The 19,922-nt window shown below is 61.9% G+C and carries 17 protein-coding genes; 11 read left to right on the top strand and 6 right to left on the bottom strand.

What is annotated here, in order from left to right:
• Window positions 1-46: 46 nt before the first annotated feature.
• A complete protein-coding gene (ggt, locus tag AC2ISB_RS06725; RefSeq protein WP_486576692.1) occupies window positions 47-1,720 on the top strand; it encodes a gamma-glutamyltransferase in 1,674 nt (557 codons plus the stop codon).
• Between the two features lie 250 nt (window positions 1,721-1,970).
• Window positions 1,971-2,603: a LysE family translocator gene (locus tag AC2ISB_RS06720; protein WP_486576691.1), complete on the top strand. Its 633-nt coding sequence runs from the start codon at window positions 1,971-1,973 to the stop codon at window positions 2,601-2,603.
• A gap of 99 nt (window positions 2,604-2,702) precedes the next feature.
• Here AC2ISB_RS06720 and glpK read toward each other — a convergent pair whose 3' ends face one another.
• On the bottom strand, window positions 2,703-4,196 hold the full coding sequence (gene glpK / locus AC2ISB_RS06715) for a glycerol kinase GlpK (RefSeq protein ID WP_339107485.1): 1,494 nt from the start codon (window positions 4,194-4,196) through the stop codon (window positions 2,703-2,705).
• Window positions 4,197-4,257: 61 nt separating this feature from the next.
• On the bottom strand, window positions 4,258-4,977 hold the full coding sequence (locus tag AC2ISB_RS06710; RefSeq protein WP_339107484.1) for an MIP/aquaporin family protein: 720 nt from the start codon (window positions 4,975-4,977) through the stop codon (window positions 4,258-4,260).
• A gap of 524 nt (window positions 4,978-5,501) precedes the next feature.
• Here AC2ISB_RS06710 and AC2ISB_RS06705 point away from each other — a divergent pair.
• Window positions 5,502-7,115 carry an FAD-dependent oxidoreductase gene (locus AC2ISB_RS06705; protein ID WP_486576690.1) on the top strand — a complete coding sequence of 538 codons (1,614 nt, stop codon included), beginning with the start codon at window positions 5,502-5,504 and terminating at the stop codon, window positions 7,113-7,115.
• A 178-nt stretch (window positions 7,116-7,293) separates the two neighbouring features.
• Window positions 7,294-8,061 carry a DeoR/GlpR family DNA-binding transcription regulator gene (locus AC2ISB_RS06700; RefSeq protein WP_406720872.1) on the top strand — a complete coding sequence of 256 codons (768 nt, stop codon included), beginning with the start codon at window positions 7,294-7,296 and terminating at the stop codon, window positions 8,059-8,061.
• 17 nt (window positions 8,062-8,078) lie between these two features.
• Here AC2ISB_RS06700 and AC2ISB_RS06695 read toward each other — a convergent pair whose 3' ends face one another.
• A complete protein-coding gene (locus AC2ISB_RS06695; RefSeq protein WP_339107481.1) occupies window positions 8,079-9,524 on the bottom strand; it encodes an NCS1 family nucleobase:cation symporter-1 in 1,446 nt (481 codons plus the stop codon).
• A 287-nt stretch (window positions 9,525-9,811) separates the two neighbouring features.
• Between AC2ISB_RS06695 and AC2ISB_RS06690 the strand changes: the two genes are divergently transcribed.
• Entirely contained in the window at window positions 9,812-10,093 is a 282-nt protein-coding gene (locus AC2ISB_RS06690; RefSeq protein ID WP_339107480.1) for a FeoA family protein, read from the top strand.
• A 21-nt stretch (window positions 10,094-10,114) separates the two neighbouring features.
• Complete coding sequence (gene feoB / locus AC2ISB_RS06685) at window positions 10,115-11,992, top strand: ferrous iron transporter B (protein WP_486576689.1); 1,878 nt, start codon at window positions 10,115-10,117, stop codon at window positions 11,990-11,992.
• A gap of 11 nt (window positions 11,993-12,003) precedes the next feature.
• Here feoB and AC2ISB_RS06680 read toward each other — a convergent pair whose 3' ends face one another.
• On the bottom strand, window positions 12,004-12,765 hold the full coding sequence (locus AC2ISB_RS06680; RefSeq protein WP_486576688.1) for a Crp/Fnr family transcriptional regulator: 762 nt from the start codon (window positions 12,763-12,765) through the stop codon (window positions 12,004-12,006).
• Between the two features lie 248 nt (window positions 12,766-13,013).
• On the opposite strand from AC2ISB_RS06680, the gene AC2ISB_RS06675 reads away from it, so the two are divergent.
• Window positions 13,014-13,595, top strand: coding sequence for a YceI family protein (locus AC2ISB_RS06675; RefSeq protein WP_339107477.1), 582 nt, complete (start codon window positions 13,014-13,016; stop codon window positions 13,593-13,595).
• A 105-nt stretch (window positions 13,596-13,700) separates the two neighbouring features.
• Here AC2ISB_RS06675 and AC2ISB_RS06670 read toward each other — a convergent pair whose 3' ends face one another.
• A complete protein-coding gene (locus AC2ISB_RS06670) occupies window positions 13,701-14,321 on the bottom strand; it encodes a DNA-3-methyladenine glycosylase I (RefSeq protein WP_486576686.1) in 621 nt (206 codons plus the stop codon).
• Between the two features lie 115 nt (window positions 14,322-14,436).
• Window positions 14,437-15,648 (bottom strand): cytochrome b/b6 domain-containing protein, encoded by a 1,212-nt coding sequence (locus AC2ISB_RS06665; RefSeq protein ID WP_486576685.1) that lies wholly within the window; start codon window positions 15,646-15,648, stop codon window positions 14,437-14,439.
• A 287-nt stretch (window positions 15,649-15,935) separates the two neighbouring features.
• Here AC2ISB_RS06665 and fabD point away from each other — a divergent pair, with 287 nt between their 5' ends.
• The 4 genes from fabD to AC2ISB_RS06645 all read left to right on the top strand — a co-directional run bounded on the left by fabD (window position 15,936) and on the right by AC2ISB_RS06645 (window position 19,882).
• Window positions 15,936-16,868, top strand: a complete 933-nt coding sequence (gene fabD / locus AC2ISB_RS06660; RefSeq protein ID WP_486576684.1) for an ACP S-malonyltransferase — start codon at window positions 15,936-15,938, stop codon at window positions 16,866-16,868.
• Window positions 16,869-16,997: 129 nt separating this feature from the next.
• Window positions 16,998-17,735: a 3-oxoacyl-ACP reductase FabG gene (gene fabG / locus AC2ISB_RS06655; RefSeq protein WP_406736460.1), complete on the top strand. Its 738-nt coding sequence runs from the start codon at window positions 16,998-17,000 to the stop codon at window positions 17,733-17,735.
• Between the two features lie 229 nt (window positions 17,736-17,964).
• Window positions 17,965-18,198 (top strand): acyl carrier protein, encoded by a 234-nt coding sequence (locus AC2ISB_RS06650; protein WP_135505123.1) that lies wholly within the window; start codon window positions 17,965-17,967, stop codon window positions 18,196-18,198.
• Between the two features lie 265 nt (window positions 18,199-18,463).
• Window positions 18,464-19,882: a GGDEF domain-containing protein gene (locus tag AC2ISB_RS06645; RefSeq protein ID WP_406720865.1), complete on the top strand. Its 1,419-nt coding sequence runs from the start codon at window positions 18,464-18,466 to the stop codon at window positions 19,880-19,882.
• Window positions 19,883-19,922: the final 40 nt, after the last annotated feature.

Genomic DNA, 19,922 nt, shown 5'->3' with positions numbered 1-19,922 from the left:
TTGAGGTTTTAGGTTAGGTTTTGTTAACCTTGATCGAGGGTCCCGGATGTCTGCCAAAATCTCCTTTCCATCGAAAACGCCGGTCTTTGCACGGGGCGGTATGGTGCTGGCCAACCATCCGTTAGGGGCGGCTGCGGGCATCGAGGCGCTGGCGGCGGGCGGCAATGCCGCCGATGCGGCTGTGGCCACGCTGCTGACGCTTTCGGTGGTCGAGCCGATGATGGTGGGGATCTGTGGTGGCGGGCTGGTGCATCTGCGCGATGCGCAGGGCCAGCACGAGATTATCGACGGGCTGTCCTGCGCAGGCGCGGCCTCGGAGCCCGCGATGTATCGCCCGCTGTCCGATGTGCCGCCGCTACAGATGCAGACGGTGGACCGCCAGAACGAGTTTGGGGCCTCGGCGGTTGCCGTGCCTGGAAGTCTGCGGGCATGGGCGCTTTTGCACGAGCGTCACGGGCGCTTGCCCTTTGGCGATCTGTTCGGGGCTGCAATCCGTCATGCGCGTCAGGGCTTTGCGGTGACCCCGTATCTGGCAGGCTCGATTTCCGAGGCGCGCCATGACCTTGCACGCACCCCCGATATGGCGGCGCTGTTCCTGCCGCAGGGCGCGCCGCTGCGCAAAGGGGACCGCCTGTGCCAGCCCGATTATGCCGCCACCTTGGAAGAGATCGCCCTGCAGGGGCCGGATGCGCTGTATCATGGCGCGCTGGGGCGGAAACTGGTGGACTATCTGGCCACGGGGCCTGTGCCGCAGGCCCGGCTGACGCTTCAGGATCTGGCCGGATACGCCCCGCAGGTGCTGGCGCCGGTGCAGGGGCACTATCGTGGCTTCGATATTTTCGGCCCGCCGCCGCCTGCCTCTTCCGGCGTGCATGTGACGCAGATGCTTAACATGCTGGAAACCCGCGATCTGGCGGCGATGGGCTTTGACAGCCCCCTGCGGGCGCAGCTTCTGGCCCATGTGATGCGCGCGGCCTTTGCCGACCGTGCCCGTCATAGCGGGGATCCGCGTTTTGTGGATATTCCGGTCGGGCGACTGACCTCGAAAGACTATGCCCGCGCGCTGATGGAGGGCGTGCCGCCGGTCACGGCCGCGCAAGGCTATGAAAGCCGCGACACGACCCATATTACCATCGCCGATGGCGAGGGGATGATTGTCACGGCAACCTTCACGATCAATTCGCTCTTTGGCGCGCGGGTGATGGTGCCGGGGACGGGGATGATCCTCAATAATTATATGTGCAATTTCGACCCCAATCCGGGCCGGGCGCTTTCTGTCGCGCCGGGCAAGCGGGTGCCCACCTCGATGGCTCCGATGATCGTGGCGCGGGAGGGCAGGCCCTTTCTTGCGCTGGGGCAGCCTGGCGGCACGCGGATTTTCCCTTCGGTGCTGCAGGCGATGGTGAATATCATCGATCACGGCATGGCGCTGCAAGAGGCGGTCGAGGCCCCGCGGCTCTGGACCCAAGGCGCAGAGATCGAGCTGGAGCCGCGCTTTGCGGCGCTGGCTCCGGCGCTGGAGGCGGCGGGCCTTGCGGTCAAGCATGTGCCCCATATCGGCGGCGGGCTGAACGCGATCCGTTTCCATGCGGACGGGCAGATGGAGGGCGCGGCCTGCTGGCGCGCCGATGGCACGGTGCTGGGGCTGGGCGGTGGTCTGGCAGAGGAGGGCGTGCGTTTCTGGCCCGACCGTTCGCAGGGGAGTTCCTCGCCGAATTGACGGCCCGAAGGGACGGCTGCGCGAAAGGATGGGGCCGCGAAGGGATAGGGGGATCATCTGTGGCCTCCTTCCACATGTCCCCCACGCTGACACCAAAGCCCGTCGCGATCCTGTCGGGCTTTGGCATCACGTCTTTCGGCAGGCGGCAGATGTCGCGCCCATGCGCCCTCGGTCAGTGGCTTACGAAAAACGCTTTACGTGGGCCGAGATCCGTGGCTGGCTCATGCAAGATGTCTTCGGGAGGATCATCATGACCTTTCATCTCTGGCTGGCCTTCGCGTCCGCCTCTCTTGCGTTGTTGTTGATACCGGGGCCGACTGTGCTGCTTGTCCTGACCTATGCCCTGAGCCAGGGGCGTCGCGTGGCGCTGGCGACGGTTGCAGGCGTCGCGCTTGGCGATTTCGTGGCAATGTCCGCCTCGCTCGCCGGTCTCGGAGCACTGGTGCTGGCCTCTTCGGGAGTGTTTCTGGCTCTGAAGTGGATCGGGGCGGCCTATCTGGTCTATCTCGGGGTCCGACTGTTTTGCAGCGCACCGGCGGCCCGCTTGGGGAAGCTGGCACAGGCACAGGCAGCGCCCGCATCGCCGCGTCGCGTCTTTTTTCACGCGGTCGCGGTGACGGCGCTTAATCCGAAATCCATTGTCTTCTTCATCGCTTTCGTGCCGCAGTTCCTTGCGCCCGACAGGGCTTTGGCACCGCAATTCGCAGGGCTTATCGCAACTTTTGTGGGGTTGGCGGCGTTGAACGCGCTGGCCTATGCCCTGCTGGCCGACAGATTGCGCCGGAACATCGCGCGCCCCAATGTGCTACCCGCCCTGACCCGATTGGGCGGCGGGGCACTTGTGGCGATGGGCATCGCGACAGCCGCTTTGCGCCGCGCCTGAGAGGGAGGCCCAAGGAGGGGCGCCCGAAAAGGGGCACACAGGAAGGCGCACAGAGGGGCGCGTAAAAAAAGGCCGCCCCGAAAGGCGGCCTTGATGGGGTTATTTGAAGGCCATCGTGGCCTTCACCGCCTTCTGCCAGCCCGCGTAAAGTTTGGCCGATTGTTCGGGGGGCATTTTCGGTTCGAACACGCGGTCCACGGCGGCCATTTCCACCAGTTCCTCTTTCGAGGACCAGAAGCCCACGGCCAGCCCTGCCAGATAGGCCGCCCCAAGGGCTGTGGTCTCGATCACGGTGGGGCGCTCGACCTCCTTGCCCAGGATATCCGACTGGATCTGCAACAGAAGATCATTGGCCACCGCGCCACCATCCACGCGCAGCTTGGCAAGCTCGATGCCGCTATCGGCCTCCATCGCCGACAGCACGTCCTTGGTCTGGTAGCACAGCGATTCCAGCGTCGCGCGGATGAAATGCTCTTTCGAGGTGCCACGGGTCAGCCCGAACACCGCGCCGCGCACTTCTGAATCCCAGTACGGCGCGCCAAGGCCTACAAAGGCGGGCACGACATAGACCCCGTCGCTATCTTCAACGCGGGCGGCATAGGTCTCGGATTCCTTGGCATTGCGGAACATGCGCAGCCCGTCGCGTAGCCACTGGATGGCGGAGCCCGCCACAAAGATCGACCCTTCAAGCGCGTATTCGACGCGGCCGTCGACGCCCCAGGCGATGGTGGTCAACAGGCCGTTCTCGGATTTCACCGGACGCTCGCCCGTGGTCATCAGCATGAAGCAGCCGGTGCCATAGGTGTTCTTTGCCATGCCTTTTTCAAAGCAGAGCTGGCCGAATTGCGCCGCCTGCTGGTCGCCTGCCATGCCCGCGATCGGTAGCTGGATGCCCTGGAACGCGTCGCGATGGGTGGTGCCATACACCTCGGAGGAGGGGCGCACCTCGGGCAGCATCGAGGCCGGAATGGTCAGATGCTCCAGCAGCTCCTCATCCCATTTCAGCTCGAAGATATTATACATCAGCGTGCGCGAGGCGTTGGTGTAATCGGTGACATGGACCTCGCCGCCGGTCAGTTTCCAGACGAGCCATGTGTCGATGGTGCCAAACAGCAGATCGCCGGCCTCGGCCTTTTCACGCGCCCCTTCGACATTATCGAGGATCCATTTGACCTTGGTCCCCGAGAAATAGGCATCGATCAAGAGGCCGGTCTTGTCGCGGAAAGTGTCATCCAGCCCCTTGGCCTTCAGGTCCTTGCAGACATCAAGTGTCTGGCGTGACTGCCAGACAATGGCGTTATAGACGGGGCGGCCCGTTTTCTTGTCCCAGACCACGGCGGTTTCGCGCTGGTTGGTGATCCCGATCGAGGCGATCTCGTCCGAGGTCACCTCGGCGTTTGACAAAAGCTCTGCCACAACGGATTGCACCGAGGACCAGATCTCCATCGCATTATGCTCGACCCAGCCGGGCTTGGGGAAAATCTGCGCGAATTCCTTCTGGGTGGTGTGGATGATCTGGCCAGCCTTGTCGAACAGGATGGCGCGCGAGCTGGTCGTGCCCTGATCAATGGCAAGAACGTATTTCTTGGTCATGTTCTTTTCCTTCCCTTGAGAGGATGCGCCTTCTTGGGCCCCATCCCCGATCCTCATGAATTTAGCCAGCCACCGGAGAGACAAGCGCCATATACAGATAGACCCCCGCGATGGCACCACAGATCGGTGCGACAACCGGAAGCCATGCATAGCCCCAGTCGCTGTCGCGCTTGCCCTTGATCGGCATCAGGGCATGGGCGATGCGGGGGCCCAGGTCGCGGGCGGGGTTGATGGCATAGCCGGTGGGGCCGCCCAGCGACAGGCCGATGGCCAGAATGAAGAAGCCCACGATCAGCGGGTTCAGCCCCTCGGCAAAGCTGTTGGCGCCGATGCAGCTCAGCCCGAAAGACAGCACCGCCGTGCCCAGAAATTCGGACAGGAAGTTCGCGGGCGTGTTGCGGATGGCGGGCTGGGTGCAGAAAACGGCCAGTTTCAGATCGGCATCCTCGGTCTCGGCCCAATGTGGCAGATACATCAGATAGGTCAGCACGCCGCCCAGAATGCCGCCTGCCATCTGGCCCGCGATATAGACGGGCACCAAGCTCCAGCTCAGCTGGCCGGTCAGGGCAAAGGCGATGGTCAATGCGGGGTTGAGATGCGCGCCGGAATATTTTCCCGCCACATAGACACCGAAGGTGACCGCCATCCCCCAGCCAAGAGCGATCACGATCCAGCCGCCGTTGAACCCCTTGGATTTTGCAAGCAATACGTTGGCCACGACGCCACAGCCGAAAAGTGTCAGGACGGCGGTCCCGACAAGTTCACTCAGAAAGAAGTTCATACTTCCTCCCCCCTAATAAGCCCTCGAAAACTGTCGCTGTGACCCGGATCGGAAAGGCCGTTCCTCGCGGCTTTCCGGTCTCCTCCATAGTGACCGGGTCACGGGTAATTTCGATTCTCCATCCGAGCAAGGGCAAAATGTTCGGAATCGAAAATTATGAACTCAAACTTGGCCTATTCGAACATCTGGTCAATATCTCTTTGAATGTTAGCGGATGACAGTTCCGTGAGCGGAGATGCTGAAAGACCATTCGTGGATAAATTGCGAATATTCGATATGTTTTTGCGATTCTCTCTGGGGACTGGGCAGGGGGTTTGCCCTGCATTGGCGATGATACCTGCAAGCCGATCCGGATCTTGACGGGTCCAAAGGCGGATTTGCGCCCGTTTCAGCGGAAAATCAGGAGCATTGAGGTGCCATTTCCTGTCATGACGCTTTCACTTGAAAAAAAACGAACATCAATCTATCTGGAAAGGACAGCGGACGTTCCGCGACCTGTTTCCTATCCGGCACGAGGCTATCCGATGCGCGCTGAGACACTTGCCAAGCTGCAAAGCAATGAACTCTTCGATCTTCTGATCATTGGCGGCGGGGCAACCGGCTGCGGGATTGCAGTCGATGCGGCCACGCGAGGGCTGAAGGTGGCGCTTGTCGAGCGTTACGATTTCGCGGAAGGCACGTCCAGCCGGTCCACCAAACTGGTGCATGGCGGCGTGCGCTACCTTGAGGCGGCGGTCAAAAAGCTCGACCGCGGGCAATATGATCTGGTGCGCCATGCGTTGCACGAACGCGGGGCACTGTTGCGCAATGCGCCGCATCTGTCGCGCCCGCTGCCGCTGATCACGCCGGTCTATAGCTGGCTGCAGGTGCCCTATCTTTACGCCGGACTGAAGCTCTATGATATTCTGTCGGGCAAGATGAATATCGGCCATTCCAAGATCATCAGCGCGAAAAAGGCCAAGGCGCGGTTCCCGATGCTGCGCTCCAAGGGGCTGAAGGCCGTTGTGCAATATTACGACGGGCAATTCGTGGACTGCCGGATGTGTGTGACGCTGGCCATGACGGCGCAGCGGGCAGGGGCGGTGGTGGCCAACCATATCGCGGTGACCAGCCTCACCCATGAGGCGGGCAAGATCACCGGCGCCAATGTCGAGGATGCGCTGACCGGCGCGGCCTTCGCGATCCGCGCCAAGAAGGTGGTCAATGCGACCGGCCCCTTTGCCGATACCATCCGCCGGATGGACCATGCCGATGCCAAGCCGATCCTGAAGGGCAGCTCGGGGATCCATATCCTGCTGGACAGCTCTTTCGTGCCGCCCGATGAGGGGCTGCTGATCCCGCAGACCGATGACGGGCGGGTGGTCTTTATTCTGCCGTGGCAGGGGCAGGCGCTGGTGGGCACCACCGACACCTCCTGCGAGGTGGTTGATCATCCCACCGTGTCCGAGGAAGATATCGCCTATCTGCTGGATTATGTGAAACGCTATTTCGACATCAATGTAACGCGCGCGGATGTGAAATCGGCATGGTCGGGCATCCGGCCTCTGGTCTTCAATCCCGAGGCCAAGGACACCGCAGAGCTGGCGCGTGACCATGTGATCATCGAGGATGGCTCGGGGCTGATCACCATTTCGGGCGGCAAATGGACCACCTACCGGCATATGGCGGAAGAGGCAGTCGATAAGGTCGTCTCGGGCGGCGCATTTGCGGGGCTGAAGCCCTGTCTGACCCATGACATGAAGCTTCTGGGGGCCGAAAACTACGTGCCCGAGGGGGCGCAGGCTCTGGCCCGCGAGTTTGGCCTGCCGCCGGATGTGGCCCGTCACCTGCATCATTCCTATGGTGACCGTGCGCCCGTGGTGGCGGGGATTGCGCGCGACGAGGGCTGCGCGACCCGTCTGGCCGAGGCGCATCCCTATATCGAGGCAGAGGTGCTTTATGCGATGCGCCACGAGGCTGCGCTGCGGGTGGCCGATGTGCTATGCCGCCGCATGACGCTGACCCATGTCGACAGCCGTGCCGCCGATGCCGCGATTGCCCGTGTGGCGGATCTGATGGCGCGCGAGGCCGGATGGGATGCTCCGCGTCTTGCGGCAGAGATCGCGCTGGCCGGACAGCGCACGCAGATCGCCCTGTAACCCGAACCCTTTCCGTGTCCGGCCTTGAGCGGGGGGCGGAAAGGTGGGCGCGCGGGGCCGGACGAAATGGGCCCGTCCGGCCTCGCGGCGCACGCCCTTTCGGGGCCTAAGCACTTGACAGATTTGGCTCTGCTTCGCCAAGTAGGGCCTGCCGGTGCTTCATGAGATCAAGGTCGCGATGTCCACGCTTACCCAACGCCAGAACCAGATTACCGAAATCGCCCGTTCCGAAGGGTTCGTAGGCATCGAGGATATCGCCGTGCGTCTTGACGTGACGCCGCAGACGATCCGGCGCGACATCAAGCTGCTCTGCGATATGGGGATCTTGCACCGCTATCATGGCGGGGCGAGCCTGATGACCAATACCCGCAACCGCGATCATGCCCGCCGCCGCGAGGACATGGCGCATGAGAAGGCCCGCATCGGCGAGATGGTGGCCGCGCATATTCCCGATGGGGCCTCGCTTTTCCTGAATATCGGCACCACGACCGAGGCCATCGCGCAGGCCCTCCTTGGCAAAAAGGATCTGCATGTGGTGACCAATAACATCAATGTGGTCACGCTGCTTTCCAGCCGCGAGGATTTCGATATCACCATCGCGGGCGGTCAGGTGCGCAAGCGCGATCTGGCAGTGGTGGGCGAGGCGACGCTGGGGTTTATCAACCAGTTCAAGGTGGATTTCGGGATCATCGGGATTTCGGGGATCGACGAGGATGGCACGCTTCTGGATTTCGACTACCGCGAGGTGCAGGTGGCGCAGGCAATCATTGCCAATTCGCGCACGACCTTTCTTGCGACCGATCACACGAAATTCGGGCGTCGCGCGATGGTCAAGCTGGGCCATCTGAACGATCTCGACGGTCTGTTTATCGATGCGCTGCCCGCCGCACCCTATGCCGAGATGCTGGAGGCCTCGAAGGTCTCGGTGCATGTGGCCAAGCCCTGAGGCTTGGCCTGTCGGGCTTACAGCACAATCCGCGAGGGGGCGAGAATGCGGTAGAGGAGGCCGCCCAGAAGCGCGCCGAAGATCCATGCATAGCCGGATAGCACGGCCAGCACCGGCACCCAGACCGTGGCCACCGAGAAGACCGCAGCAATGACGAAGGCAATCAGCGCCGCATCGTTCCAGCCGTTTTTATACTGGTAGCGCCCGCCCTTGGCGCGGTAGAGGTCGGCCTTGTCCAACCGCCCCCTGCGCAGCAGGAAGTAATCCGCGATCATGATGCCATAAAGCGGGGCCAGTGTCGCGCCCAAGGTGTTGACAAAGCCCGAGATGCCGACATCGGCGATGAAGCTCACCCATAGCCCGCCGATCACCAGCGCAAAGCCCGAGGTGATCGCCCCTGCCATGCGAAAGCTGATATGGCGCGGTGCGAGATTGGCGATGCCATTGACCGCAGGGATGAAATTCGCCACCAGATTGATGCCCACCGTCGCGGCGAAGAAGGTGATTGCGGCGATGATGCCAAGGATCACGCTATCGGTGCGCGCGACGATCTCGGTCGGGTTGGTGAGCGCCTCGCCATAGACCACGGCAGCCCCTGCGGTGGTCAGCAGCGCCAGCGCGGAAAACAGCACCATATTCAGCGGCAGCCCCGCCAGATTGCCCAGCATCATGGCGCGTGTCGATTTCGCATAGCGCGAGAAATCGGAGAAGTTGATCAGCACGGCGGCGAAATAGGACACCATCGTGCCGACAATCGCGACAAAGCCCGAGGTTTCGGTCCAGAACGTGCCTTCGGGATTGGCGAAGATGGTCTGCGCCTGTGTCCAGAGCTGCCCGTCGGATTTGATCCAGAGCACGATCAGCAGGCCGATCATCACCGCATAGACAAACGGGCCCGCGACATTAAGAAAGGTCTCTACCCAGTTCATTCCACGCCAGAAAATGACGATATGGAAGGCCCAGACAAGGAGGAAGCTGATCCAGTCGATCGTGCCCAGACCAAGAAAGGTGCCGCCCGCGCCCAGACCCGTGACAGAGCGGATCAGCAGCGCCAGTGCCGTCGAGGCGAAATAGACCTGCACCCCGTACCAGAACACCGCCACGATGGCGCGCAGGATGGCGGGAAGTTTTGCGCCCTGAAGTCCTTGGCTTGCGCGCGCCAGCACCGGATAGGGAATGCCGTAACGCTGGCCCGCCACGCCGGACAAGGTCACCAGCCCCATTACCAGAAGCCCCGCCACGATCAGTGCCGCAAAGGCCGTCCACCCGCTGACCCCATAGGAGATGAACAGCGAGGCCACCAGTGAATATCCGAAAAGCGACTGGATATCATTGGCCCAGATGTTGAAGATGGCAAACCACCCCCAGGTCTGTTCGTAGGGGGCGGTCGGGGCCAACGGGTCGCTGTCATGCGGCGAGGAGGGCAGATGGACCCTTTCGGGGTCGAAGCTTGCATCGGTCATGGGCGTCTCTCTGTGGTTGTCTTATGGAGCATCCTTGATGGGCCCAGCCTAGGCGCGGCGCGGGGACAGGGGCATCTGGCCTGCGGAAAATCGCAAGCAGGCTTCGGGAATTGCGCGGTGGATGCCTGCTTTTCGGGCGTCTGGGCGCGGAAACGGGCGGTCTGTGGCGGGGAGGGGCCGTGCAATCCTGATCTTTTCACTCACTTTCCGGCGATTTGATCTGGCGCATGGTTGCGAAATGTATCCGAGTCATTCTATCAGGATGTGACCTGTATAGGATTCGCCTGATGGAACTTGGACAGATTGACGCAATCGAGCGCACGGTGGCTCTGGGACTGACCCGCAAGGGCTATCGCGGGCGGGTGGCCTGTATCCTGCCGATCCCGGGCAATGGCCGCCTTGCGCCTGAAGAGATGGAGCGTCGTCTGATCGAGATGGGCTTCATCGAGGGCGTGGAGATCTCTGTCATCCATGAAGGCCCGTTCGGACGCGACCCGATTGCGGTGCGCGTGGGCGAGGCGACGGTTGCGCTGCGCCGTCGAGATGCTATGGCAATCCTGACGGAGTAAGTTTCCCGACGGAGTGCATATATGCTCGAGCCTCAAGCCAGAGCGGATAGCCCCTTGCGGGTGGCCCTGATCGGGGCCCCGAATTGTGGCAAGACCTCATTATTCAATGCCCTGACCGGCGCCAACCAGCGGGTTGGCAACTATTCCGGCGTCACGGTTGAACGCAAGATCGGGCAGGCCGTGACACCTGCGGGTGTGCCGTTGACGGTGGTCGACCTTCCCGGAACCTATTCCTTGCGCGCGCGCAGTCCCGACGAGGTTGTGACGCGCGATGTCATTCTGGGGCGGCGCAAGGATGTGGGGCAGATCGACCTGCTGATGGTGGTGGCCGATGCCACCCATCTGCGCCCCGGCCTGCGTCTGGCGCAGGAATTGCGCGCCTGCGGTATTCCGATTCTCGTGGTGCTGAATATGATCGATATCGCCCGCCACCGCGGGATCGATATCGATCTCGAGGTGCTGGAGCGTTCGCTTGGTCTGCCGGTTGTCGCCTCGACCGCGGTGCGCCGCGGGGGAATGGACGCGCTTTGGGAACGGCTTGACGGGCTGATCGGGCAGGGGCTGCCCGCGCGCGGCGCGATGACATGGGAGGCCCCGAGCGCCGCCCAGTTGCGCGCGGCGCTGCGGCAGGCCGACCAGTTGATTGCCCATGCCGTGCACAAGCCCGTAGCCCCCCGCAGCCTGACCGAGAAGGTGGATGCCGTCGTGCTCAACCCGTTTGCGGGGCCGATGATCCTACTGGTGCTGATGTTTGCGATGTTTCAGGCGGTCTTTGCCGGTGCCGCGCCGCTGATGGAGGCGATCGGCGCGATGATCGACTGGCTTTCGGGCGCGGTCTCGGCGCTGTTGCCGGAGGGCCTGTTGCGCGGGCTGATCGTGGATGGCGCGATTGCCGGTGTGGGCTCTGTGGTGGTGTTCCTGCCGCAGATCGTGATCCTTTTCGGCTTTATCCTGATCCTCGAAGATCTGGGCTATATGGCGCGGGCCGCCTTCCTGATGGACCGTATCATGGGCCATGCGGGGCTGCACGGGCGGGCGTTCATTCCGCTTCTGTCCAGCTTTGCCTGCGCGGTGCCGGGCATCATGTCGGCCCGCGTGATCGATGACCGCCGTGACCGCCTGACAACCATCCTGATTGCGCCTTTGATGACCTGTTCGGCGCGTATTCCCGTCTACACCCTGCTGATCGGGGCCTTCGTGCCCGCCCGCAGCATCGGGCCGGGGATCGGGTTGCAGGGGCTGGTGATGTTTGGCCTCTTTGCCGCCGGTGTGATCTCGGCGCTGCTGGTGGCCTTTGTCAGCCGGATGCTGTTGCGCCGCAACGAGATTGCCGCGCCTTTGATGCTGGATCTGCCCGATTACAAGATCCCGCAGATGCGCGGTGTGCTGCTGGGCCTGTGGCAACGGGCGCGGGCCTTCCTGCGCCGCGCGGGCACGATCATCTTTTACGCTTCGGTGGTCGTCTGGGTGCTGTCGACCTTTCCGTTCCCGCCCGAAGGGGCAACGGAACCCGCCATCAATTACAGCTTTGCGGCCATGATCGGCCATCTGCTGGAACCGATCCTGTCGCCGATCGGCTTCAGTTGGCAGATCTGTGTGGCTCTGGTGCCCGGTATGGCCGCCCGCGAGGTGGCGGTGGCGGGGCTCTCGACCGTTTATGCCGTCTCGGGCGGGGAAACGGCGCTCGGGGCCGAGCTTGCGGCGAATTGGTCGCTGGCCACGGGAGTGTCGCTTCTGGTGTGGTATATCTTTGCGCCGCAATGCCTGTCGACGCTGGCGGTGATCCGGCGTGAAACGGGGCAGGCGCGCTGGATGTGGGTCTCGGTCGTCTATATGTTCGGGCTGGCCTATATCTGCAGCTTTATCGCCTATCACGTGATGCGGGCGCTCGGAGGGTAGCAGATCGGCGGCTAGAAGATCGGGCCGCCATCCTCGTCATTGCCGGTGGCCTCCATGAGCGCGCGCATGTTCCAGATGGTGATCAACCGTGCGCTATTGGTGCTGAGAATGCCCGCCGCGCGCAGCCGTGCGAAATTCCGGCTGACGGTTTCGGGGGTCAGCCCCAGATAATCCGCGATCTCGTGGCGTGCGAGCGGCAGCGACAGTTCCACCCCCACGGGCGAACGCTGGCGGCGATGGCTATAGCGTTCGGCCACGGTGTAGATCATGCTGGCCAGCCGTTCGAGCGCGGTCTTGCGCCCCAGCACGAACATCCAGTCCCGCGCCTCCTGCAGGTCATGCAGCTTGCGCTCCAGCAGGCGGCGGGACAGGGCATTTTCGGTCTCCAGCCGGTGTTGCAAGCTGGCTTCGGACAGGCAGCACAGCTCCAGCGGGGTGGTTGCGGTGATGGTGTATTTCGAGGCAAGCGCAGGGCGGGAATTGAAAATATCCGACGGGTAGAGAACCCCCACGATCTGTGAGCGCCCGTCGGACAGGCTGCGGGTCAGGCTGGCCGTGCCCGCGCGGATCGTTGCGGCATAGGGGAAATGATAGCCCGCCATCACCACTGCCTGACCGGGGGTGAAGCGCATATGTTTGAAGCCCGTGGCCGGTTCCGTCCCGGCGCTGTCGCTGAGGGGGTCTGTCCGCCACAGGCAGTGACGTGCTTCGGGGCAGGTGATGCAGTCATCGGCGGTATTGCGCGCAATTTTCTGGTAAATCTGCCCGTTCATGCGACCCTCATAAAAAATTCAAATCCAAACACCATGCGCAACAAAATACCCGAAAACGCGTTCAAGGTTGCGCAACATTATTAACCAAAGGTTAAATTAAGCTATGACAGTAAAAAAGAGATGAATTCAGTTTTAAGCATGCTTGTGTTTTTTTCCGCACATAATTTGTTTGCTTCTGTTGAATTGTGCAAGGCCACCTTTGGGCTATCCTTTTATCCAACGTACTCATCCAAGCTTTGGAGATCCCAATGAAATCGCTCGTTCTTGCCGCCGGTCTGATGGCCTCTTTCGCGTCGATGGCCCATGCCGAGGCAGAAACCTATACGCTTGATCCCAGCCACAGCCAGATCGTGTTCGATTACAACCACCTTGGTTTCTCGACCACGACCAGCATGTTCTCGGGCTTTGAAGGCACGATCGAGTTTGACGCGCAGGATCCGGCAAAATCCTCGGTCAGCGTCGAATTTCCGGCGGAAAGCCTGATCACCGGCTGGGATGCGCGCACGAAGCATTTCATGACCGATGATTTCTTCGGCGCGGCCGAAAACCCCGAAATCACGTTCAAATCGACCTCGATCGAGGTAACGGGGGAGAAAACCGGCAAGATCACCGGCGATCTGACGGTCAATGGCGTGACCAAGCCGATCACCATCGACGCGACCATGACCCAGATGGGCGAGCATCCGATGCAGAAAAAGCCGTGGGTCGGTTTCGACGGAACCACCACGATCAAGCGTTCGGATTTCGATATGGGAATGTATGCGCCCTACGTGTCGGATGATGTCAATGTGCGGATTTCGATCGAAGCGATGAAGGGCACAGCGGAATAACCCCGATATCCCCTGGCCCATGCTGTATATGGGCCACCACTCAGAATGCCCGTCGTAATTTCGCGGCGGGCATTTCGCGTTTGGCGCGCGAGGCTGCAAGGCGGCTCAGGCCTTGCAGGGCCGGCTGAAGGTGGCGCGAGCCTGTGCGACGCGCGCGCGGGTGATGCAGCCCTGCGCGTGGTCGTTGATCAATCCCATCGCCTGCATGAAGGCATAGACCGTTGTCGGCCCTACAAATTTCCAGCCGCGTTTGCGCAGATCCTTTGACAGCCGCTCCGAAACGGGGGAGGTGGCCGCCGTCATCAGCGGCATCAGTTCCTGCGGTTGCGGTTCGTAGGACCAGAAATAGGCCCCCAAAGATCCGAATTCGGCCTGCAGTTCCAAGGCACGGCGGGCATTGTTGATGGTGGCCTCGATCTTGCCGCGATGGCGGATAATGCCTGCATCCTGCACAAGCCGTTCGACATCCTGCGCGCCGAACCGCGCGACCTGTTCGATCTCGAAGCCCGCGAAGGCGGCGCGGAAATTCTCGCGCTTGGCCAGAATGGTGCGCCAGCTCAGGCCGCTTTGGAACCCTTCGAGGCAGATCTTTTCGAACAGCCTGATATCGCAGCCCACGGGGAAGCCCCATTCGTCATCGTGATACCGGCGGTAGAAGTCTGGCGCATCGGGCAGGCACCAGCCGCAGCGGCACTGCCCGTCCGGACCGGTTTCCAGCATGTTCATGATTTACCCCCTTCTGTTTGTCCCTATATCCTCGGGCAGAGGGCGCTGTGCAAGAGAAAAGGGGCCGAAGCCCCCTTTGTGTTTGTGTGATACTGTGGTGATGCTGTGCGCGGCCTCAGGATTTGCGCGCCTGCAGATCGACAGAGACCGTGATCGGAAAGCCCACCGTGCCCTCGTCGGGATAGGCGGCCCCCATCTTCCAGTCGCGGCGGTCTATCGTGACCTGCGCGGTCATATGCGCGGTGTCGCCCTGCAGATCGAGCGTGAAGGGCAGGGTCAGCGGGGCGGTGGTGCCGATCAGCGTCAGGCTGCCCGTAGCGATATGGTCGGGGCCTGTGCCCTTGCGGGTGATATCGCCCTCGAATGTCGCGGTGGCGAAGTGCGAGACATTGAAGAATTCCGAACCTTTCGCCTGATCGGTGACCGATCCCAGATCAAGACTGGTGGTGTCGATCTGCACCGTGACATGGCCCGTGCCACTGTCTTCGTCATAGTGGATATCGGCGGTCCAGGTGCCGAAATGGCCCTGCACCTTGGCCCCCATCTGCACGACATCAAAGCTCAGGCTGCCTTGCGTCACCGCCCAGTTTCCGGTTGCCGCATCAGGGGCTGCGGGGGCGGGGGTGGTGGCCCGTACTTCATCTTGTGCGGTATTGTGTGCGGAAAGACCGGCACTGCCCAGAAGCGCGAAAAGCAGCACGGCGACCCAGATCGCCAATGCGGCCACAGCGGCGGCGCCCTGCGTCGCGGGCGGGGCCTCGCGCCCTGCCGCACGGCCTGTCGTCATCCGTGCCATTGTCGCATCGCGGTCGATCAGCACATGTTTGAGCGCGCCCAGAACATGCAGGGCCAAGGCGGTATAGAGCACCCAGATTGCGGTCTTATGCACATGTCCGGCCGTATGGGCGAGCGTGTCGGATTTGGGCACAAAGGGCAGATCCTGCCCGAAAGGCCACCAGATCGGGGCAAAGCCCTGTTCGGCGGCATGGGTGATCCAGCCCGAAAGCGGCATCACGAACATCGCGCCATAAAGCGCGAAATGCACCGCCTCTGCGGCCCATGTCTCGAGGCGGCGTTCGGGATGGAGGGGCACGGGGCGGGTCTGGCCAAGCGTCCAGAGCACCCGTAGAACGGCCAGAAAGAATGTGGCCACGCCGATGGTCTTATGCGCGCTGTAGATCGTTTGCAGCAGGGCCGTGGTGTCGGCCGTGCGCGGCACGCTTTCGCCGTAAAGGCCCAGCCCGATCGCGCTCAGGATCAGCAGGGCGATGGCCCAATGCAAGCCCCGCGCCATCACGCCATAGCTGAGAGGGGTATTGGTCAGCATCTGAAATCTCCGATGGGTGCTACCTGTCTGTCGGCCTTGATACGGGAAAATCGCGTAGGAACCATAGCCGTGATCGGGGTGAAACCGCGCACAGGCCCTGTGCGGTGCCTCCGCGCATCCTTTGCGTGCCTGCTGTTTGTGGGGCCGTGGTCTGCGGCCCGATCTTGTGGACCCGCATTCCCGATCCGTGCGACGGGCGCGCCGGTTTGCGGGCTTTGCTTGCCTGACGGGCAAAGCCGCGCTAGAGGGGAGGCCAGCAAAGGATAGTCTGAAAAGGACAAGGACGCATGAGCAAAGCATTCGTATTTCCGGGTCAGGGCGCGCAGACCATCGGTATGGGGCGGGATCTGGCCGAGGCCTATCCCGAAGCCCGCGCCGTATTCGACGAGGTGGACGCGGCACTGGGCGAGAACCTTTCGGGTCTGATCTGGGAGGGCGATATCGAGACGCTGACCCTGACGGCCAACGCCCAACCCGCGCTGATGGCCACCTCGATTGCTGCGTTGCGGGCCCTCGAAGCCGAGGGTTTTGCGGTGGGCGATGCGGCGTTCGTCGCGGGTCACAGCCTTGGGGAATATTCGGCGCTTTGTGCGGCGGGCAGCCTGTCTGTTGCGGATGCGGCCGTGCTGCTGCGCAAACGCGGGGCGGCGATGCAATCGGCGGTGCCGGTGGGCGAAGGGGCGATGGCTGCGGTGCTGGGGCTGGATCTGACCACGGTGCAGGAGGTGGCTGCCGAGGCCGCACAAGGCGAGATCTGTCAGGCGGCCAATGACAATGACCCTTCGCAGGTGGTCGTGTCGGGGTCCAAGGCCGCCATCGAGCGGGCATGCGAGATTGCCAAGGCCAAGGGCGCCAAGCGCGCGCTTCTGCTGCCGGTCTCCGCACCGTTCCATTGCGCGCTGATGCAACCGGCTGCGGAAGCTATGGCTGCGGCGCTGGCCTCGGTGACGATCAACGCCCCTGCGGTGCCGCTGGTGGCCAATGTGCGTGCGCAGGGGGTGAGCGATCCCGAGGTGATCCGTCAGTTGCTGGTCGAGCAGGTGACGGGGTCGGTCCGTTGGCGCGAGAGTGTCGAGTGGATGGCCGCACAGGGCGTTGACAGCTTCTGGGAGATCGGTGCGGGCAAGGCGCTTTCGGGCATGATCAAGCGCATCGTGAAAGGGCTGGAGACGCAGGCTGTCGGCACGCCTGCCGATATTGCCAAGCTGAAAGAGGCGTAAGGGGCGCTGCCCCTCTGGAGCCCCTTCGGGGGCTCCATTCACCCCGGGATATTTCGGGCAGCTGGAAAGCGGCGGGCCCGTTCACCAAACCGCATCGGGTTGCGGAAGAGATTGCAGGAAGGAAGAGACATGTTCGATCTGACGGGCAAGTCGGCGCTGGTCACCGGCGCATCGGGTGGGATTGGCGGCGAGATCGCGCGCGCGTTGCATCAAGCGGGGGCCAAGGTGGCCCTGTCGGGCACGCGTGAGGCGCCGCTGCGGGAGCTGGCGGAGGAGCTGGGCGAGAATGCCTTTGTCTGCCCCGCCAATCTGGGCGATGCGGACTCTGTGGAGGCGCTGCCGAAAGCTGCGGTCGAGGCGATGGGGAGCCTTGATATTCTGGTGAACAATGCCGGGATCACCCGGGATAACCTGTTCATGCGGATGTCGGATGACGAGTGGAATTCGGTTCTGGATGTGAACCTGACCTCGGCCATGCGTCTGATGCGCGCCTCCATGCGGGGCATGATGAAAGCGCGTTGGGGCCGGATCATCAATATCACCTCGATCGTGGGGGCGACCGGCAATCCGGGGCAGGTCAATTATGCGGCGGCAAAAGCCGGTATGGTCGGCATGTCGAAATCTTTGGCCTATGAGGTCGCCTCGCGCGGAATCACGGTCAACTGTGTGGCGCCCGGGTTCATCCAGACGGCGATGACCGACAAGCTGAATGACGAGCAGAAAGGCAAGATTCTGACGCAGATTCCGGCGGCGCGGATGGGCAAACCGGAAGAGATCGCTGCGGCGGTCCTGTATCTGGCCGCGCCGGAAGCCGGTTACGTTACGGGCGCTACGTTGCATGTGAATGGCGGCATGGCCATGATCTGAGTGCTTTGCCCCTTGTTTCATTGAGCGGGGGGCAAAGTTTCTACCGATTGCAGGCTGTTGCGTTTAACCGCTTGCCATAGGCTTTCACACTGGCTATTCAGCGTGCAGTCGGGTCGGTGGCAGCAATGTGATCGGCCACTTCGTTTCGTCGTGAGGCAGGCGGAGTGTTACAGCCGCTCTTATGAGCAATTCAGGATGGGCTGCGGCCCACGAAACTGGAGAAACAGTTATGAGCGATATCGCAGATCGCGTTAAGAAAATCGTCGTTGAGCACCTGGGTGTCGAAGAAGACAAGGTCACCGAGAATGCTTCCTTCATCGATGATCTGGGCGCAGACAGCCTTGACACCGTCGAGCTCGTGATGGCTTTCGAAGAAGAATTCGGCATCGAGATCCCCGATGACGCAGCCGAAACCATCCAAACCTTCGGCGACGCAGTCAAGTTCATCTCCGAAGCGTCCTGATCTCTTAGAGACCAAGAATTTTACGGCGTCCTTTGTAAGAAGGGCGCCGTTTTTTTTGGCGTTGCGTCTAAAATAGGCTTGAATGTCATCAAGGTGACTCCGCTGCGGGAAAAGCTTGCGAAAATGTGTTCTTTCCGTTTAGGTAAAGTGATCGGTTTGTCGCCGTTTCTGTTACCTATATATAATAAGCTGGTCCTCCGGAGAATTATATGATCTCGCATGGGCGAGACCGAGAGGATCGAATGTAATGTCGAGGTCATTGGTTATGACGGCTATCCGTTATGCGCATTGGGTAAGGCGGGGGGCGGCTTTCGTAGCGGCCTCGGTTTCTATCGCCATGCTTGTGATGGGCAGCGGGCTGGACGCGTTCCGTGGCCTCCCGCGGGGGGAATACGACTTTCTTCTGGCGCCACGGGCCCTGTTTTGCGTGATCGGTGCCTTTATGGCCGGTCTGGGCTTTCTGCCGCGCAATCCGCTGGGACGTATGCTGCAGATGATGGGCGGGGCGGCGGTCATTGCCACGGTGCTGACCGGTATCGTGCTGAATATCCGAGATATGAAATCCGGTTTCGAGACCATTGGCTGGGTGCCTTTGCAACTTTTCCTGAGCGGGGAGGTGCTGTTTGTGCTGCTGGCTCTGGCGCTGATGTTGCAGGCCATGCGCCATTATCTTTCGGGGCAGTTGCTGGTGCTGGTCGGGATCGCGTTCCTGCTGAGTGCGGTGTCGGGAAATCTGGACCGTTCGGAGGCCTTTCTCGGGCTGGCCGATCCGCAATATCTGCTGGCGGGGGTGGCCCTGACGCTTTCGGTGCTGCTCTATCAGCCGCATCGGGGCGCGCTGCGGATCTTTCTGGCCGGTCACCGTGCCAGCGGTGTGGCGCGTTTGCAGCTTTGTCTGGGGATCGCGGGGCCTGCGATTGTCGGGATTCTGACGGTGGGTGCGGTCAATGTGCCTGTGGTGCAGATCTATGGCGGGTTGATCGTGTCGAATATGATCGCCTTCAATATGGTGGTGATCGTTCTGAATGCGGTCTATTCCGAGCGCAGCGATATCAGCCGCCGCAAGCTCGAGCGCGCTCTGGCGCGGCAGGCGCTGCGTGACGGGCTGACGGGGCTGTTCAACCGCGTCATGCTGCGGCGCCGGTTCGACCGTGCGGTGCAGCGGGCGCAATCGGATCGCGAGTTTTTCTCGCTGCTGATCTTCGATCTGGATTACTTCAAGAAGATCAACGATATGGGCGGCCATGAGATTGGTGATCAGGCGCTTGTGCGGGTGGCGCATGTGATTTCCGACTGTCTGGAGCGTGAGGATACCGCTGCGCGACTGGGGGGCGAGGAGTTTGCCGTCATCTTGCGCAATAGCGATATGCACCGTGCCGAGCTGCGGGCCGAGCAGTTCCGCCAAGCGATCGCCGCGCTACAGGTGCGCATGCGCAACGGGCGCTGGCAGTATCTGACCACCTCGATCGGGATCGCGCAATGGATGGAGGGGGAAAGCTTCGATCAGAGCTATGCCCGTGCCGATGCCGCGCTTTACCATGCCAAAGCGCAGGGGCGGAATCGGGTCTGCGTGGCGCCGATGGCTCCGGTGGCGGTGGGCGAGACTACGACCACCACCACAGCCGCCGTGGATCTGGATTTCACGATCCCGCCGCTGCATCTGGTTAAAGCGAGTTTTAAGTAACCTTGGGGCAGCCCTTCAGCTTCTGTTAGTGAGGCTGGCG

This window comes from Thioclava sp. NS-SX20 (genome assembly GCF_057380695.1).
The sequence above is the reverse complement of the archived record's forward strand: the minus strand, read 5'-3'. Positions and strand labels throughout refer to the sequence as shown.

Bases quoted from the DNA above. Each gene is read 5' to 3' on its own strand.
- ggt (WP_486576692.1), top strand. From the start codon at position 47: ATGTCTGCCAAAATCTCCTTTCCATCGAAAACGCCGGTCTTTGCACGG.
- AC2ISB_RS06720 (WP_486576691.1), top strand. From the start codon at position 1,971: ATGACCTTTCATCTCTGGCTGGCCTTCGCGTCCGCCTCTCTTGCGTTG.
- glpK (WP_339107485.1), bottom strand. From the start codon at position 4,196: ATGACCAAGAAATACGTTCTTGCCATTGATCAGGGCACGACCAGCTCG.
- AC2ISB_RS06710 (WP_339107484.1), bottom strand. From the start codon at position 4,977: ATGAACTTCTTTCTGAGTGAACTTGTCGGGACCGCCGTCCTGACACTT.
- AC2ISB_RS06705 (WP_486576690.1), top strand. From the start codon at position 5,502: ATGCGCGCTGAGACACTTGCCAAGCTGCAAAGCAATGAACTCTTCGAT.
- AC2ISB_RS06700 (WP_406720872.1), top strand. From the start codon at position 7,294: ATGTCCACGCTTACCCAACGCCAGAACCAGATTACCGAAATCGCCCGT.
- AC2ISB_RS06695 (WP_339107481.1), bottom strand. From the start codon at position 9,524: ATGACCGATGCAAGCTTCGACCCCGAAAGGGTCCATCTGCCCTCCTCG.
- AC2ISB_RS06690 (WP_339107480.1), top strand. From the start codon at position 9,812: ATGGAACTTGGACAGATTGACGCAATCGAGCGCACGGTGGCTCTGGGA.
- feoB (WP_486576689.1), top strand. From the start codon at position 10,115: ATGCTCGAGCCTCAAGCCAGAGCGGATAGCCCCTTGCGGGTGGCCCTG.
- AC2ISB_RS06680 (WP_486576688.1), bottom strand. From the start codon at position 12,765: ATGAACGGGCAGATTTACCAGAAAATTGCGCGCAATACCGCCGATGAC.
- AC2ISB_RS06675 (WP_339107477.1), top strand. From the start codon at position 13,014: ATGAAATCGCTCGTTCTTGCCGCCGGTCTGATGGCCTCTTTCGCGTCG.
- AC2ISB_RS06670 (WP_486576686.1), bottom strand. From the start codon at position 14,321: ATGAACATGCTGGAAACCGGTCCGGACGGGCAGTGCCGCTGCGGCTGG.
- AC2ISB_RS06665 (WP_486576685.1), bottom strand. From the start codon at position 15,648: ATGCTGACCAATACCCCTCTCAGCTATGGCGTGATGGCGCGGGGCTTG.
- fabD (WP_486576684.1), top strand. From the start codon at position 15,936: ATGAGCAAAGCATTCGTATTTCCGGGTCAGGGCGCGCAGACCATCGGT.
- fabG (WP_406736460.1), top strand. From the start codon at position 16,998: ATGTTCGATCTGACGGGCAAGTCGGCGCTGGTCACCGGCGCATCGGGT.
- AC2ISB_RS06650 (WP_135505123.1), top strand. From the start codon at position 17,965: ATGAGCGATATCGCAGATCGCGTTAAGAAAATCGTCGTTGAGCACCTG.
- AC2ISB_RS06645 (WP_406720865.1), top strand. From the start codon at position 18,464: ATGACGGCTATCCGTTATGCGCATTGGGTAAGGCGGGGGGCGGCTTTC.